Origin of the sequence: Prevotella sp. P5-126 (assembly GCF_002251185.1) — a bacterium.
Classification (GTDB): domain Bacteria; phylum Bacteroidota; class Bacteroidia; order Bacteroidales; family Bacteroidaceae; genus Prevotella.
The window spans coordinates 1-15,661 of record NZ_NPIZ01000041.1; the positions used below are offsets into that span (position 1 = coordinate 1).

At 47.1% G+C, this 15,661-nt stretch carries 13 protein-coding genes and 2 pseudogenes; 10 read left to right on the plus strand and 5 right to left on the minus strand.

Going from position 1 to position 15,661, the window contains the following annotated elements:
• Positions 1 to 517: 517 nt before the first annotated feature.
• A complete protein-coding gene (locus CIK90_RS03780; RefSeq protein ID WP_094434236.1) occupies positions 518 to 1,327 on the plus strand; it encodes a DUF3822 family protein in 810 nt (269 codons plus the stop codon).
• A complete protein-coding gene (rsmD, locus tag CIK90_RS03785) occupies positions 1,324 to 1,875 on the plus strand; it encodes a 16S rRNA (guanine(966)-N(2))-methyltransferase RsmD (RefSeq protein WP_094464381.1) in 552 nt (183 codons plus the stop codon). The genes CIK90_RS03780 and rsmD overlap by 4 nt, the downstream gene beginning before the upstream one ends.
• Here the strand turns inward: rsmD and cls are convergent.
• A complete protein-coding gene (gene cls / locus CIK90_RS03790; RefSeq protein ID WP_094464382.1) occupies positions 1,847 to 3,295 on the minus strand; it encodes a cardiolipin synthase in 1,449 nt (482 codons plus the stop codon). The genes rsmD and cls overlap by 29 nt on opposite strands.
• A gap of 13 nt (positions 3,296 to 3,308) precedes the next feature.
• On the minus strand, positions 3,309 to 5,237 hold the full coding sequence (gene dnaG, locus CIK90_RS03795; protein ID WP_094464383.1) for a DNA primase: 1,929 nt from the start codon (positions 5,235 to 5,237) through the stop codon (positions 3,309 to 3,311).
• Positions 5,238 to 5,699: 462 nt separating this feature from the next.
• Here dnaG and CIK90_RS03800 point away from each other — a divergent pair, with 462 nt between their 5' ends.
• Together CIK90_RS03800 and CIK90_RS03805 are read left to right on the plus strand one after the other, a co-directional pair.
• Positions 5,700 to 6,317, plus strand: a complete 618-nt coding sequence (locus CIK90_RS03800; RefSeq protein WP_094464384.1) for a DUF6088 family protein — start codon at positions 5,700 to 5,702, stop codon at positions 6,315 to 6,317.
• Positions 6,314 to 7,327, plus strand: coding sequence for a nucleotidyl transferase AbiEii/AbiGii toxin family protein (locus CIK90_RS03805; RefSeq protein ID WP_094440204.1), 1,014 nt, complete (start codon positions 6,314 to 6,316; stop codon positions 7,325 to 7,327). Before CIK90_RS03800 ends, CIK90_RS03805 begins: the two co-directional genes overlap by 4 nt.
• Here CIK90_RS03805 and CIK90_RS03810 read toward each other — a convergent pair.
• Positions 7,312 to 7,566, minus strand: coding sequence for a hypothetical protein (locus tag CIK90_RS03810; RefSeq protein WP_094464385.1), 255 nt, complete (start codon positions 7,564 to 7,566; stop codon positions 7,312 to 7,314). The two genes, CIK90_RS03805 and CIK90_RS03810, sit on opposite strands and share 16 nt — an antisense overlap.
• A 117-nt stretch (positions 7,567 to 7,683) precedes the next feature.
• Here CIK90_RS03810 and CIK90_RS03815 point away from each other — a divergent pair, with 117 nt between their 5' ends.
• The 5 genes and pseudogenes from CIK90_RS03815 to CIK90_RS03835 all read left to right on the plus strand — a co-directional run bounded on the left by CIK90_RS03815 (position 7,684) and on the right by CIK90_RS03835 (position 12,565).
• The gene (locus CIK90_RS03815; protein WP_094464386.1) at positions 7,684 to 8,265 is read left to right on the plus strand and encodes a porin family protein; all 582 of its coding nucleotides are present in this window, start codon (positions 7,684 to 7,686) and stop codon (positions 8,263 to 8,265) included.
• 228 nt (positions 8,266 to 8,493) lie between these two features.
• Positions 8,494 to 9,366 (plus strand): electron transfer flavoprotein subunit beta/FixA family protein, encoded by an 873-nt coding sequence (locus tag CIK90_RS03820; protein ID WP_094440206.1) that lies wholly within the window; start codon positions 8,494 to 8,496, stop codon positions 9,364 to 9,366.
• Between the two features lie 5 nt (positions 9,367 to 9,371).
• Entirely contained in the window at positions 9,372 to 10,394 is a 1,023-nt protein-coding gene (locus CIK90_RS03825) for an electron transfer flavoprotein subunit alpha/FixB family protein (protein ID WP_094391320.1), read from the plus strand.
• A 60-nt stretch (positions 10,395 to 10,454) separates the two neighbouring features.
• Positions 10,455 to 10,685, plus strand: a pseudogene (locus tag CIK90_RS03830) (four helix bundle protein); the annotation flags it as partial.
• A 152-nt stretch (positions 10,686 to 10,837) separates the two neighbouring features.
• Complete coding sequence (locus tag CIK90_RS03835) at positions 10,838 to 12,565, plus strand: acyl-CoA dehydrogenase family protein (protein ID WP_094464388.1); 1,728 nt, start codon at positions 10,838 to 10,840, stop codon at positions 12,563 to 12,565.
• Between the two features lie 1,469 nt (positions 12,566 to 14,034).
• Here CIK90_RS03835 and CIK90_RS03840 read toward each other — a convergent pair.
• Together CIK90_RS03840 and CIK90_RS03850 are read right to left on the minus strand one after the other, a co-directional pair.
• Positions 14,035 to 14,331: a hypothetical protein gene (locus CIK90_RS03840; RefSeq protein WP_254046268.1), complete on the minus strand. Its 297-nt coding sequence runs from the start codon at positions 14,329 to 14,331 to the stop codon at positions 14,035 to 14,037.
• 319 nt (positions 14,332 to 14,650) lie between these two features.
• A complete protein-coding gene (locus tag CIK90_RS03850; protein WP_254046269.1) occupies positions 14,651 to 15,439 on the minus strand; it encodes an Abi family protein in 789 nt (262 codons plus the stop codon).
• Between the two features lie 135 nt (positions 15,440 to 15,574).
• Here CIK90_RS03850 and CIK90_RS14410 point away from each other — a divergent pair.
• Positions 15,575 to 15,661 (plus strand): annotated as a pseudogene (locus CIK90_RS14410) (IS982 family transposase); the annotation flags it as partial.

Genomic DNA, 15,661 nt, shown 5'->3' on the forward strand with positions numbered 1-15,661 from the left:
TACCTCTTCGACAGACCGATTCTACCTTTTTACAACAAAGGTACGAAACTGTCTTTAGCAATCATAGTTTTACCTTGATTATTTAACATTTATGCGACTGCGTCGCATTCTTCTGCAAACTTAGAGTATAAATCCGTTTAAATTCCGATGATTATTTCTTGCGAAGCAACATCTTAAAAAAAGATTTCCTCCAAAGATTTCTTGCCGTAGGCAACCAAACCAATCCAATAATCCGCACCTTTGATGTCAACCATCACAAGGTACTCACGCTCGGAAAAACCAAAATTTATTTGGTTTTTCTCTCACTTAATCGTACCTTTGGACTAAAGCCCGTAGGTAGGCGGCACCTCGGAAATGAAAAGAAAAACGGGTTTTTCTTTTGCATTTCGCTCGGTTTGCACTACCTTTGCAATGAATATGTCTAATAGAACGACGAATGCAATACTGGGCTTGGCAGCCCTGATACTGGCAATACTATGCCTGCTAAGCATCGTCAGCAACTAAAACCACTGGCAAGATGCACGACTATAGCCAACCCGTTTCACGTAAACGACTCATCATCAGAGTGAGCCGTAAGTCATTGTCGTTCTCTGTTTTAGACAGCGGCAACGGACAGATTTCTTTCAGCCCCTACCCACTGAAAAGCGGCATCTCACTATCGGCAAACCTTCGTGAGGCATTCCGCGATGAAGAAATTCTAAACGATAAATACCAACACGTACTGGTATCGGTGGTGGCACCGACACTCACCGTTCCTACCGAACAGTTTAAAGAACAGGAAAAAGAAATATTGTTCCGACATGCCTTCACCAATCACGAACAGGATTGTGTGGGATATACGGTGATGGACGACCTCAACTGCGTGGTGCTCTTTGCCATCAACAGAAATCTGAAGAGCGTCATCGCCGACCACTACCCCGAAGCAAGATACATGGCGGCGGTGGCTCCCGTATGGAGACACCTGCACCAAAGGAGTTACATGGGCACGAAAGCTAAACTCTACTGCTACTTCCACGACCAGCGCATGGATGTGTTCTGCTATGGACAAAACCGCTTTAAGTTCTGCAATGCCTTCGACGGACGCGATGCGCACGATGCCCTCTACTACCTGCTCTCCGTATGGAAACAACTGGGCATGAAGGTGGGACACGACGAAATATTTCTCGTAGGCGATATTCCCGAACAACAATGGTTGATTGAGGAACTGAAAAAATATGTGCAGCGCGCCTATGTCATCCTACCCACTGGCGATTTCAACCGTTCTGCCGTGACGCAGATAGAAGGAATGCCTTATGACCTCATGACATTATTCGTAAAAGGAAGATGAGAATTATTACAGGAATATACAAGGGACGTCACTTCGACATTCCGCGCTCGTTTAAAGCGCGACCCACTACCGATTTTGCCAAAGAGAATATCTTCAACGTACTCACGCAGTATGTTGATTTCGATGGGGCGGAGGCACTCGACCTCTTTTCGGGCACAGGAAGCATTTCCCTCGAACTCGTGTCGCGTGGCTGCCAGACGGTGGTCAGCGTGGAAATGGATCGTGACCACCATCGTTTCATACAGGAGTGCCTGAAGAAACTCAATACCAAGGTGTGTATTCCCATCCGTGGCGATGTGTTCCGCTTCGTGAAATCATGCCGCCAACAGTATGATTTCATCTTTGCCGATCCTCCTTATGCACTCAAGGAACTGCCACAGATTCCTGACCTCGTCTTGCAGAAAGGCATACTGAAAGAGGATGGCATCTTCGTCTTTGAACATGGCAAAGACCATGACTTCTCCGAACACCCCAACTTCATTGAACACCGACAGTACGGCAGCGTCAATTTCACACTGTTCAGAGCAACGGCGAAAACAACCGAGTGATACTCTCCCACAAACGCACGCCAAACTTTGGATGTACGCGCCTGGGGAGGTCTGCCCATGCCACCGACTGCTCTTCATCACGCAGGAAGATACGCTTCATGCGCAAGGCGGTGCCTTCGTCATAGATGAAGGCATTGGCTTCGAAATTGTTTTCAAAAGACCGGAAGTCAACATTGGTGGAACCGCACGATGTCAACGCATCATCACACACCAACATCTTGGCGTGCAGGAAACCGCCTTGATAGAGACTGACCTTCACACCGGCTTCTTCCACTTCACGCAGATAGGATCGTGATGCCCACTCCACCAACCTCGCATCGGCTTTATACGGACACAGCAAACGCACATCGACACCTGCCGTGGCTGCGGTCTTGAGCGCAAAGAGCACGGGTTCGTTGGGCATGAAATAAGGAGTTTCGATATAAACATAGCGACGGGCTGCCAGAATGATACGCACATAACCCTGCATAATCTCTGGATAGAGTGAGGTGGGTGCACTCGTCACCACCTGCATCAAACAGTTGTTGGACAGACTGGCATCGTCCGGCGAGGGATAATAGCTGCGGTCGCTGATAAGGGTGCGGTCCACAAAATACCAATCCACCAGAAATGCTCGTTGCAAGGCATAGACGCCACTTCCCACAATGCGCAACATCGTGTCGCGCCAAGCCATACCGTGGATGCCTTTCACATAGCGTTCGGCAATATTCATGCCGCCGATATACCCCACCCGTCCGTCTATCACCACTATCTTACGGTGGTTGCGGTAGTTGACCTTACTGGTGAACAACGGGAAGCGAACGGGAAGGAACGAAACGACTTCTATGCCCGACTCGCGCATTTCCTCATAGAACCGATTCTTCACGCGCCAACACCCTACATCATCATAGATGACACGCACCTTCACACCTGCCTTGGCTCTTGCTCGCAGGGCGTCGAGGATCTGTCTGCCGAGACTGTCGTCTTCGAAGATATACATGCAGATATGAATATGATGGGTGGCACGGTTGATATCGTCAATCAACTGGCGGAAGAAGGCTTCGCCCTCGGTGATGATGTCGATGCGGTTGTCTTTGAAGGGCAATGAGAACGACTGGTTGACAAACAGATCGACCAACTGTTTATGGCGGTCGGCAACACGCAGATTCTGCTGACCTACAAACTCCAGCATCGAACGTTTCGTCAACTGATTCATTGACCGTTGACTGATGACCCTTGCACGCCGATGGTTCACACCGAAGAACACATAAAACAGCAATCCCACTACTGGCAAGAAGATGATTACCATAATCCATGCCATGGTCTTCACCGGCTGACGGTTGTCGAGCAATACATGGAAGATAGCGATAAAGCCTGCTGCGATAACGGCTATCGTCAGCAGCATCATCAATGTCAGATAGAAGATGGAGAATGTCATCATGCCCGTGTCTCTTTTAGTTGCGTCCCAACTGCCGCCCCAGTTCCTGGTAGATCTTGCTGGTGTCCATATACGCCTTCATCAGTTCGCGCATCTTCTCCATATCGCCTGCCGAGGTCTTGAGTTGCTGGTTGATGGTTTTCAACCGCTCACCCACGATGATATAACGGTAGTCGAGCATCAGATGCTGCACCCGATGGCGCAAGGTCTGTCCGCTGTGTTTCATCTCAAAACCCCGACCCAACTGATAGTTGTCGATGGCAAGACGCGTTGCCAACTGGCTGATGTTCACATCGGGATGCTGGGTGAAATAGGCTTCGGCACGAAAACCGGCATTGGCTGAGTGCTCTACGGCTTCGTGCAGGATCGTATTATAGAGGGGTTCGGCAAACGAGAGTTCGTCGCAGCCAAACTCATAATCCACATATTGCGCCACATTCATGCTGACCGTCTGACCGTCTTCTGTCTCCAGGTCATCGAAGATAATCTCTTCACCGTGGCGCACCACCTGTTGTATCAACAGACGCTCCACCTCGGCTGTGGCGTTCACCTGAACGGCAAAGGCTACATCATTGGCTGAGGTGGTCTGCGCATCAGGCGCCTGCACATCCTGCGGGCGTTCCGTTGTGGGTTTCTCGCGCTCTTGCGCTATAAACTTATTGGTTTGCGTGATCAGCGTGCGCTCATCCACACCCAAGCGGCGCGAACAATCGGTCAGATACGTGGAACGCACAATGGAATCGGGTATCACACTCACCGAACGCACGATGGAGTTGATGGCTTCTGCACGGCGCAAGGGGTCGTTCACTCCTTTCAGCAGCAGGTCGGTCTTAAACTGTATGAAATCGGTCTGGTGGTCGTCGATATACTTGCGAAACTCCTCGGCAGTATGTTTGCGCGAGAACGAATCGGGGTCGTCGCCATCGGGCAACAGCAACACCTTCACATTCATGCCTTCCTGCAACAACATATCCGTACCGCGCATGGCTGCATGGATTCCGGCAGCATCACCGTCGTAGAGCAGTACGATATTCTGCGTGAAGCGGTGCAACATACGAATCTGATAGATGGAGAGTGCCGTACCGGAGTTGGCCACCACATTCTCCAATCCACATTGGTGCATGGCAATCACGTCGGTATAGCCTTCCACCATATAGACGCAGTCACACTTGACAATGGCTTTCTTGGCTTGATAGATGCCATAGAGCTCATGGTCTTTATGGTAGATTTCCGAATCGGGTGAGTTCACATATTTCTGTTGCACACCCTTGGTGGCTGCATCGAGCTTGCGACCGCCAAAAGCCACCACCTTACCACTCACATTAAACCAAGGGAAGATGGCGCGACCCGCAAAGCGGTCGTAGGTGCCATGTTCACCAGTGTAGCACAGGCCGGTCTTCACCAGATACTCATCCTTATAACCTTTGCGGCGTGCCTCCTCCAACAGCGCATCACGCTTGGTGAGGGCAAAGCCCAACTTAAACTTACTGATGATATCGTCGCGGATGCCACGGCTGCGGAAATACTGTTTACCGATAGCCATGCCATCCACATCCTGTTGCAGAATGGTATGGAAATACTGACATGCCCATTCGTTGACGATGAACATCGACTCGCGGTCACCCTGCTCTTTCTGTTCCTCGGCAGTCAGTTCGCGCTCCTCCACCTCGATATTATATTTCTTGGCAAGCCACCGCAACGCTTCAGGATAGGTGATCTGCTCATGCTTCATCAGGAAGTTGATCGCATTACCACCCTCTCCGCAGGCAAAGCAATGGCAAATCTGTTTCGATGGCGACACCATAAACGACGGTGTCTTATCGTCGTGGAAGGGACACAATCCCTTATAGTTAACTCCCGCTTTGCGCAAGCTAACAAACTCGCTCACCACATCCACAATATTGGTGGCATCCATGATTTTGTCTATCGTCGCTCTGTCTATCATAACCTTCAAAATGCGAAATTACGAATAAAACAGCGAAGTACAAAACAAAACCCCACATTTTTTAATGCCGCACACGGATTGCGAGGTACTCGAGCGCATTTTGGTCAAGGATTTTTATTTAAAGATTATTATTTCTGGCCAAAGGCCATATTTCATTAAAGATTTCCTTCAAAGATTTACCTATGGTTTGTTTTGTCGTGACTCAGCATAGTGAAAGCGCGCTTTCACTCTGTCTTCGCTACTCCAAAACATCTTGCGCTCGCGCAACCCCCAAAAACATCCGTATAAATTCCGTTTAAATTCCGATGATTGTTTAAAGATTTCCTCCAAAGATTTACCGTAGGTTAATTTTATCTTTATAATAAGCAAAAAAAAATCAATAAAACATTGGCGGTTAGAAGAAAATAATATATCTTTTCAAGCAAAAAAGAACCAAAAAAATAATAAAAAGGTTTCAAAAACATGGCACAGGCATCAAACCAAAGTACTGTAAATAAGATAGAAATGAGACTTAGAGGAAAGGGACGTGGTTCGATTGTCTTCCAACAAGACTATGCAGACTGCGGAACACCATCAGCCGTGAAGTCAACATTCCATCGAATGTACACCGACGGACTGTTGGTGCGGTTGGCTCATGGCATTTATTATTACCCCAAAGAGGACAAGGAATATGGACTTGGCATTATCTATCCATCTGTTGAAGACATTGCCCAGGCTATAGCCAAACGAGACAAGGCGAAGATTGTACCGATGGGAGCATATGCCTTGAATCGTCTCGGATTGTCCACGCAGATGCCCATGAATGTCGTGTTCCTGACCAACGGTGCACCACGTAGGATAAAGATCGGGAACGGGCGTGGCATCCTGTTCAAACATTCTTCTTCGGGCAAGAACTTTGCCTATAAATCAGAGCTGATGATGCTTGTTGTAACAGCCATGCGCACCATAGGCGAAGAAAAAATAACCGACGAGGAACGCAACGTGCTTGTCGAGCACGCAAAGAATGTAAACGACAACGATTTCAACCATGATATAAAACTTGCCCCTGCATGGGTGCGCAAAATACTAATTGCACGATGAAATTCATAGACATACCAGAAGATAGACAACGTGAAGCTATCAATACCGTGGCATTGCAGACCGGATTGCCGCCGTCAAGTATCGAAAAGGACTGGTGGGTAACGCAGGTGTTGAAAGCCCTTCATACTTTGCCATATGCAGAACATATTGCTTTCAAAGGAGGTACAAGTCTTAGCAAATGCTGGAACTTGATAGCCAGATTCTCCGAAGACGTAGATATTGCACTCAGCAGAGAATTCCTTGGCTTTAGCGGTGAATTGTCGAAGACTCAAATCAGTGACAGACTGCGTCGCGCTGCCTGTTCTTTCGTAAGAGAGAAGATGCAGCATGATGTAAGGAAGGCTTTAGTGGATTTGGGCATACGAACAGATGCTTTTTCTGTGGATGTTATAATCACACCAGTTACGACAACTGACCCAGAGATGATAACTATAACCTATCATAGTTTGTATGAAGCATCACCATATATCAAGAATACGGTAAAGATAGAAATCAGCGGCAGATCGATGATAGAGCCTATTGAGAAAAAAGCAATCAACGCTGCTATTGATGTCCATTTCAGCAAAGCTCCATTTGCAGAAAAGCCATTTGAGGTGAACGCTGTCATCCCTGAGCGTACCTTCCTTGAAAAGGTGTTCTTATTGCACGAAGAGTTCAGGAAGAACGAGGTCAGAGTGGAGCGTATGTCTCGCCATATATATGATTTGGCAATGATGATGGATTCTGAAAACAAAATTGCTGACCGTGCAATCCACAACGAAGCCCTGTATAAGGCGGTACTTGAACATCGCAGAAAGTTCATCGGACTTAAAGGATTCAACTATGATGAGCTTTATCCTGCCACATTATGTATCGTGCCCAACGAGGAAATTGCAAGACTATGGCAAGATGACTACAAGTTCATGTGTGAGCACATGATTTTCGGGCAGGTGCCTTCTTTTGAGGAACTGATAAGCAAGTTGTCAATACTCAACGACCTAATAAAACACTTAAACTACAGAAAAATATGAATATAAAAGAAGACAATCCATGTACTCATGTATTTCCGTTTAAATTCCGATAATTGATTTCTGGCCAAAGGCCATATTTCATTAAAGATTTCCTTCAAAGATTTCTTGCGCTCGCGCAACCCCCCAAAAACATCCGTATAAATTCCGTTTAAATTCCGATGATCCGATGACCCGATGTTCCGATGTCCCGACAAAATCGTCGAATCACCACATTTTTTCGCTATTTCTTTGTTTTTCATATTTTTTTCCTTGGATATATTGACATTTTTTCATACTTTTGTTCCGTGATAAGACCAGAAACAGTGTAACAAACCTAAAAAATAAAATCGTTTTATTAATTTAATTTCAGTACAATTATGAAGAAGTTATTTTTAGCCGTAGTAGCAATGATGGTATCAGCAGCTACCTTTGCACAAAATGAAGTAGGTCAGCTCACTATCCAGCCTAAGGTTGGTGTCAACATCGCCAACATCACAGATGCCGACGACGCCGATCCCCGTATTGGTTTGGCTGCCGGTGCAGAATTTGAGTATGGAATAACAGACAATATCGGCTTGAGCGCTGGTGTCCTTTATTCTATGCAGGGTGTTAAAGCTTCCGAAGAAAGTGTAGATTACACTTTGAAACTCGATTATTTGAACGTTCCTATCCTTGCCAATTTCTATGTAGCTAAAGGATTGGCTCTAAAACTCGGTGTACAGCCAGGCTTTAAATTGTCATCTAAGGTAAAAGGAGAAGCATCTGGAGTAACAGCAGAGTTAGAAGTTGAGGATGGTGTCAAAAGCGTTGACCTTTCTATTCCTGTAGGCGTCTCTTATCAGTATCAGAATATCGTGTTTGACGCTCGCTACAACTGGGGTGTTACAAAGATTATTGAAGATAGCGATTCAAAGCATAGCGTATTCCAGATTACCGTTGGCTACAAGTTCTCTTTGTAAGAGCAACATGATAGTCAATCATTATATCCACAAGGTAGGTTCTCCCAGAACCTACCTTTTTTAATATCCCACACCTCTTTATATATACCAACTCGAAAAATCACAGACATTGCACAAAAATCGCCATTTGTGCACAAAACGTCGGTTTTTGTGCATTTTATTTGGCTACATACCAAAAAAAGATTACCTTTGCACCCGATTTCGAAATTTCAATAACTCAAAATTTATATGGCTTTAAAGATTGTCGTTCTGGCAAAACAAGTGCCAGACACCCGAAATGTGGGTAAGGACGCAATGACCGCTGAAGGTACCGTAAACCGCGCCGCCTTGCCTGCTATCTTCAATCCCGAAGATTTGAACGCCCTGGAACAAGCCCTTCGTCTGAAGGAACAAAACCCAGGCTCAACAGTTGGAATCCTCACCATGGGTCCTCCACGTGCAGGAGAAATTGTCCGTCAGGGACTTTACCGTGGCGCCGATACCGGTTGGGTTCTCACCGACCGCCTCTTCGCTGGTGCCGATACCCTTGCTACTTCTTACGCTTTGGCCACCGCCATCAAGAAGATTGGCGATGTGGATATCGTACTCGGTGGTCGTCAGGCTATCGATGGCGACACCGCACAGGTAGGCCCGCAGGTTGCTCAGAAACTGGGACTCAACCAAGTCACCTACGCTGAAGAGATTCTGAAAGTAGAAAATGGAAAGGCCACCATCCGCCGCATCATCGACGGAGGTGTGGAGACCGTAGAAGCTCCCCTGCCTGTTGTCATCACCGTCAACGGAAGTGCAGCACCCTGCCGTCCGCAGAATGCCAAACTGGTGATGAAGTACAAACGCGCCACCTGTCCTATGGAGCGCCCCAAGGAAGGCACTCCCTACGACTTCCTCTATGAAGAGCGCCCCTACCTCAACCTCAACCAGTGGGGTGTGGCAGATGTTGACGGCGACGTAGAGCAGTGTGGTCTTTCGGGATCACCCACCAAGGTGAAGGCAGTGAAGAACATCGTGTTCCAAGCCAAAGAGTCAAAGACCCTGACCGCTTCAGATGCCGACATTGAAGGAATGATCAAGGAATTGTTGGACGAAAAGATTATTGGATAAGAGATATGAATAATGTATTTGTATATGTTGAGATAGAAGGTACGCAGGTACAGGAAGTATCTCAGGAACTGCTGACCAAAGGTCGCAAGCTCGCCAATGAACTCGGTGTAGAGCTCCACGCTGTGGTTGCCGGCACCGGTATCAAGGGTAAGGTAGAGGACCAGATCCTCCCCTATGGTGTTGACAAGCTGTTCGTGTTCGATGGCGAAGGACTCTTCCCCTACACCTCAGCTCCCCACACCGATATCATGGTCAACCTCTTCAAAGAGGAACAGCCGCAGATTTGCCTCATGGGTGCAACAGTCATCGGTCGCGACCTCGGTCCCCGCGTGTCATCATCACTCACCAGCGGACTGACTGCCGACTGCACCGAACTGGAAATCGGTTCGTTTGAAGACAAAAAGTCTGGCAAGACCTTCGACAACCTGCTCTATCAGATTCGTCCCGCTTTCGGTGGTAACATCGTAGCCACTATCGTCAACCCCGAACACCGTCCACAGATGGCAACCGTTCGTAGCGGTGTGATGCAGAAAGCCCTCTACGACGGACAGGCCAAGAACGAGGTCGTATATCCTGAAGTATCAAAATACGTAGCTCCAGAAGCCTTCGTCGTAAAGGTGCTCGACCACCACGTAGAGGCAGCCAAGCACAACCTCAAAGGCGCACCTATCGTAGTAGCCGGAGGATATGGCGTAGGATCTAAGGAAGGCTTCGACCAACTCTTCCAGTTGGCAAAAGTACTCCATGGCGAAGTAGGAGGATCACGTGCCGCTGTCGATGCCGGATGGATAGACCACGACCGTCAGATCGGTCAGACCGGTGTCACCGTACACCCCAAGGTATATATTGCCTGCGGTATCTCTGGTCAGATCCAGCACATCGCTGGTATGCAGGATTCAGGCATCATCATCAGCGTCAACAACGACCCCGACGCACCCATCAACAAGATTGCCGACTATGTCATCGTGGGCAATGTCGAGGAGGTAGTGCCGAAGCTCATTAAGTATTACAAGCAAAATTCGAAATAAATAATTTGGGAATTTAAAGAAGTTAAGGGAAGTTAGAGAAGTTAAGAGACAATAGCTTTTATGGCGTATAGTTTTGAAAATATCATAGCTTGGCAGAAGGCTCATGCTTTTGTTTTGTTCGTTTATCGAGTAACGAGACATTTTCCAAAAGATGAGATTTTTGGACTGACATCTCAGTTCAGAAGAGCAGCTGTGTCTATCGAAGCAAACATTGCAGAAGGCTATAAGAAACTTAGCAAAGCTGACAAACTCCGTTTCTTCAACATTTCGCAAGGAAGTCTTGAGGAATGTAGTTATAAATAGTAGATCAAGGAAGAAAGGTGTTGTCCCTTAACTTCCCGAACGACCGTAGGGAGTGATAACTTCCCGAACGACCGTAGGGAGTGATAACTTCCCCTTAACTTCCCCTTAACTTCCCTTTAATTCCCACAAAACAAAAAAATATGGCAAACTATTATAGTGATCACCCCGAAATCGCGTTCCACCTCAACCACCCGTTGATGGAGCGTATCGTAGAACTCAAGGAGAAAAACTACGAAGACAAAGCCAAGTTCGAGGACGCACCCGTCGATTACAACGATGCCATCGAGAACTACAAACAGATTCTCGACATCACCGGCGATGTGGCAGCCAATATCATCGAGCCCAACTCAGAGAGCGTTGACCTCGAAGGTCCACACCTTGAGAACGGTCGTATGATCTATGCCTCAAAGACATTCGAGAACCTTGACGCCACCCGTAAGGCTGGACTCCACGGTGTCTCAATGCCCCGTCGCTACGGCGGTCTCAACCTCCCCAACACCGTATTCTCTATGCTCAGCGAGGTCATCTCAGCAGCCGATGCAGGTTTCCAGAACATCTGGAGCCTCCAGAGCTGTATCGACACCCTCTATGAGTTTGGTTCAGAGGAACAGCGTCAGAAGTACATCCCGCGCGTATGTGCCGGCGAAACCATGTCAATGGACCTCACCGAGCCCGATGCCGGTTCCGACCTGCAGCGCGTCATGCTCAAAGCCACCTACGACGAGAAAGAAGGTTGCTGGCGCCTGAATGGTGTGAAGCGCTTCATCACCAATGGTGACTCAGACATCCACCTCGTACTCGCCCGTTCAGAAGAAGGCACCAAAGACGGTCGTGGACTCTCTATGTTCATCTACGACAAGAACCAAGGCGGTGTTGACGTGCGCCACATCGAGCACAAGCTCGGTATCCACGGATCACCCACCTGTGAGCTGACCTATAAGAACGCTAAGGCAGAACTCTGCGGAAGCACCCGTCTCGGTCTGATCAAGTACGTCATGGCACTGATGAACGGCGCCCGCCTCGGCATCGCAGCCCAGTCAGTAGGTGTAGAACAGGAAGCCTACAACGAAGGACTCGCCTACGCCAAAGAGCGTGCACAGTTTGGTGAGAAGATCATCAACTTCCCTGCAGTCTATGACATGCTCTCACGCATGAAGGCCAAGCTCGACGCAGGCCGTTCACTGCTCTATCAAACCGCCCGCTACGTAGATATCTACAAAGCCCTTGAGGATATTGAGCGCGACCGCAAGCTCACCCCCGAAGAGAAGCAGGAGCTCAAGAAATACCAGCGTCTGGCAGACGCCTTCACTCCAATGGCAAAGGGTATGAACTCAGAATACGCCAATCAGAACGCCTATGATGCCATCAGCATCCACGGAGGTTCAGGCTTCATCATGGAGTACAAGAGCCAGCGTTTGTTCCGCGACGCCCGCATCTTCTCTATCTACGAGGGAACCACCCAGCTTCAGGTAGTAGCCGCCATCCGTTACATCACCAACGGCACCATGCTCAACAACATCAAGGACATGGCAGCCACAGAAGTTTCTGAGGCACTCCAGCCCCTGAAGGAACGTGTTGAGAAGCTCATCCCCGTTTATGAGGCAGCCCTCAACCGCGTCAAGGACCTCAACAATCAGGACGCCCACGATTTCCTTGCCCGTCGTCTTTACGACATGACCTGTGAGATTGTGATGTCGCTCCTCATCCTCGACGATGCCACCCGTGCTCCAGAGCTCTTCACCAAGTCAGCCAACGTATATGTTCGCATGACCGAGGAAGATGTTCTTGGCAAGGCAGCCTACATTCAGAATTTCCAGGTAGAGGATCTCGCCAGCTTCCGTGCTGCCGAAGAATCTGCCGCCGAGTAATCTACTCCCCCACTATACCAATCACCGCCGTAGTCAACCACTGTGGCGGTGATTTTTTTTTCACCTCTACCATAACAAGACATCTCAGATTCCCATCAATGATTTCACTGGAATGTTAAGCGTTTTGATGCAATCTGTACCAAAAAGAAAAACAAAATCTCATCAAATATCTCCCTCGTTGTTTTACAACAGGTTATGGAATTAGCGCATACCAGTCATTGGCTTTACTTACTCTTCCAAAAGGCATAATACCATCACACACAACATTGCAAGTTCGAATATCCCCGGATTGCTATTACTTCACTCGTCGGTTCCACTTCGTGGCACATTTTCTCGCCATGGTATAACTCGAACCAGCTCGGTTCTACTCATCTGGCTTAACGAAAACGTTGGATTGCATCCATCGTTTTCTGGCCATGGAATAATTAAAGCGAGCTTTATTCTGCTCATCTGGCTTAACGAAAACGAGCCATTTCATGGCACATTTTCTCGCCATGGCATAACTCAACGAGTTCGGGAAGAAAGGCTACCATCCCCCACAGGTTGGGCAGTTTCTCGTCGAGTTTTCGATAGTTTCTCGTCCGAGAGTCGTTCTTCTTTCGTCCGTCTCTCGTTCGTTTTTTGCTTGATCCTCGTTCGGTCCTCGATCGGTCTTCGATAGACTAACGAATAAGCAACGAGAGACGAACGAGAGACGAACGAGGACCTAACGAGAAGTTAACGAGAACCGAACGATAAGCTAACGAGAAGAAATCAAGCCCTGGTCGGGTGTCAATCGAAAAACCATGATCCTTCTGTTGTAAGCAGTTCGAGATGTTTGATGTAATAATTGTAAACATAAATGAGAATTTTTAATTTGTAAGACTTGTGGTTTATTGCAAAGGCTTCTTTTTGGTTATGAAAATCAGCCTTGAGTTCGCGTGCAAATATACAAAATCACACCCCCCATTGTCAACCCTTTGACTCAAAATTTAATTTTATTTAACTATAATATAATCTTTTTTAACACAAAAAGCCTAATTTTATAACTATACAGAGCCTTTTGACAAGAGATAAACACCCAAGCATTACAGTTGACAGTTAGGAAAAAGCGCACAAAGAAATCACAGAAATTTTTTATCCACAGAACACACAGAACACACTCTAAGTTTTTAGGTTATAGGTTATAGTTTATAGAGGTCAGAGATTCTAGTTGAGATTTTGTTTAAAGGTTTTGTTAGGGAGATAATCTTTTAACACACAATATTTCTTGCGAAGCAACAACTTAAACAAGATTTCCTCCAAAGATTTACCTATGGTTTGTTTTGTCGTGACTCAGCATAGTGAAAGCGAGCACTCACTCTGGCTTCGCTACTCCAAAACATCTTGCCGTAGGCAACTAAGAAAAACATCCGTATAAATTCCGTTTAAATTCCGATGATCCGATGATCCGTGACGATACTCACTTACAGTTCTTACAGCTTACAGTATTACAGTTTTCGGAAAACAAAAGCCTTGATGTCAATGACCAGTCCCTGTGGCATAAGACGTCGCACGTGAAGCAGTACTTCCTGACCTCTAATCGGAAAGTCGTGAAACACACTTTCGCGTGTAAATCCATTGGGGCGCAGGTCTTCTCCGTCGTCAGGCTTCTGCTCGTTCTCATCGAGATAAAGGTGAATCACCTGTGTGTCACCTTTCTTCTCGACACGTACAGTCTTCAAGTCAAACCAGTCAAGCATGCGGGCTGGCAACAGGCATTCCGCTAAGAGTCTATACTGTTCCATTTTGTTCTAACGTTTACTCTATAAACATACACCTGCTTGCTTTTATTGTGCTATGCTATCCACACGCTTTTGCAAGTGACCCGTAAGCATTTCATATGAATCATACTCATTTACCCCTATGAAAAATCTATTGAGCCGAAAAAGGCGGTAGTGGACAAAGATTCCGCTACCGCCTAAAATGAAGAACGCCCTCCAAGTATGCTGCCTTGCGGCTCGCCTGGAGGGCTTATTATCTTTTAGTTTTTGAAACTTTCTATGTTTTGACGGTGCAAAGGTACGGTTTTTTCCTGAAACCGCCATACTTTTTCTCCGTTATTTTTCAATCTTCCCACATTTTTTCCTCTTCCCAGCCTTGCGGAAAGCCCATTGAGTCAAGTGAAATGACGTTTTTATACTCTTCGAGCAGTTCCTTCAACTTGGTTTTGAACTGGGAGGTCGGATTGGCCACCTGCAACATATAATTGATCATGCAGAAGAAGTAGTAGTTCTTGCTCCTCTTTGCCGTGTCCGGGTTGCTTATCCATACCAGACGTTTTGAAAACGATAGTTTCTCAGGAACAATGTTCAGATCACGGTTCCACAGGCGTGAATGGTGGGCACAGATATTACGCACATAGTTCATCGTGTGCAACCACGAGCAGAAGGTCTTGGGAGGCAGGGCAAAATAGGAGGCGATGCCGTTGATGTCGGCACGGTTCTTCAAGCCTGTGCATATCTTCGACAGGTGGTTGAAGTACATGATCTCCACACTCATCCATGAAGGAGGATTCTCCGGCGTGTCGTATTTGTTGTGGTAATGCTGGATAAACACCTCTGCCCTGTTGCTGTGCAACTGCTCCTTGATATGGCTTTGGATTTCCCGATATACTTCAATGGTGATTTTCCTGCCGTCCCTCAACGTCACTTCTCTCGGAGGATTGAAGATATGGGCATTGTCTTGCCAATGCGAACCATACTTATGGCTGAGCTGATAAATGATCTGCGTGCGGATGGCCACCTCCAGCCGTTCGATGGCATCAAATACCAACAGGCGCAGTTTGCGGTCGAACACATACAGGTCGTAAATGTCAGCCAGCACGCATACATACGGGTTCTCGCCGCCCAGCATCTTCTTGGCAGAGGCACTGTGGCAAGCAATCTCTACCCCAGTTCGGGATAATAAATAGCTTGTAAAAAGTTGGTAGTCTCATAAATATTTTGTACCTTTATAGGTGAAAATCAATTAGTTACAAAAATATTTAATATGACTACCGATTGCAAAGTTACAGAATTATTTTGTATTATAGACGAGTTTTGCAAACATTTTGATGCAGAAAATGCAGGAAATTTG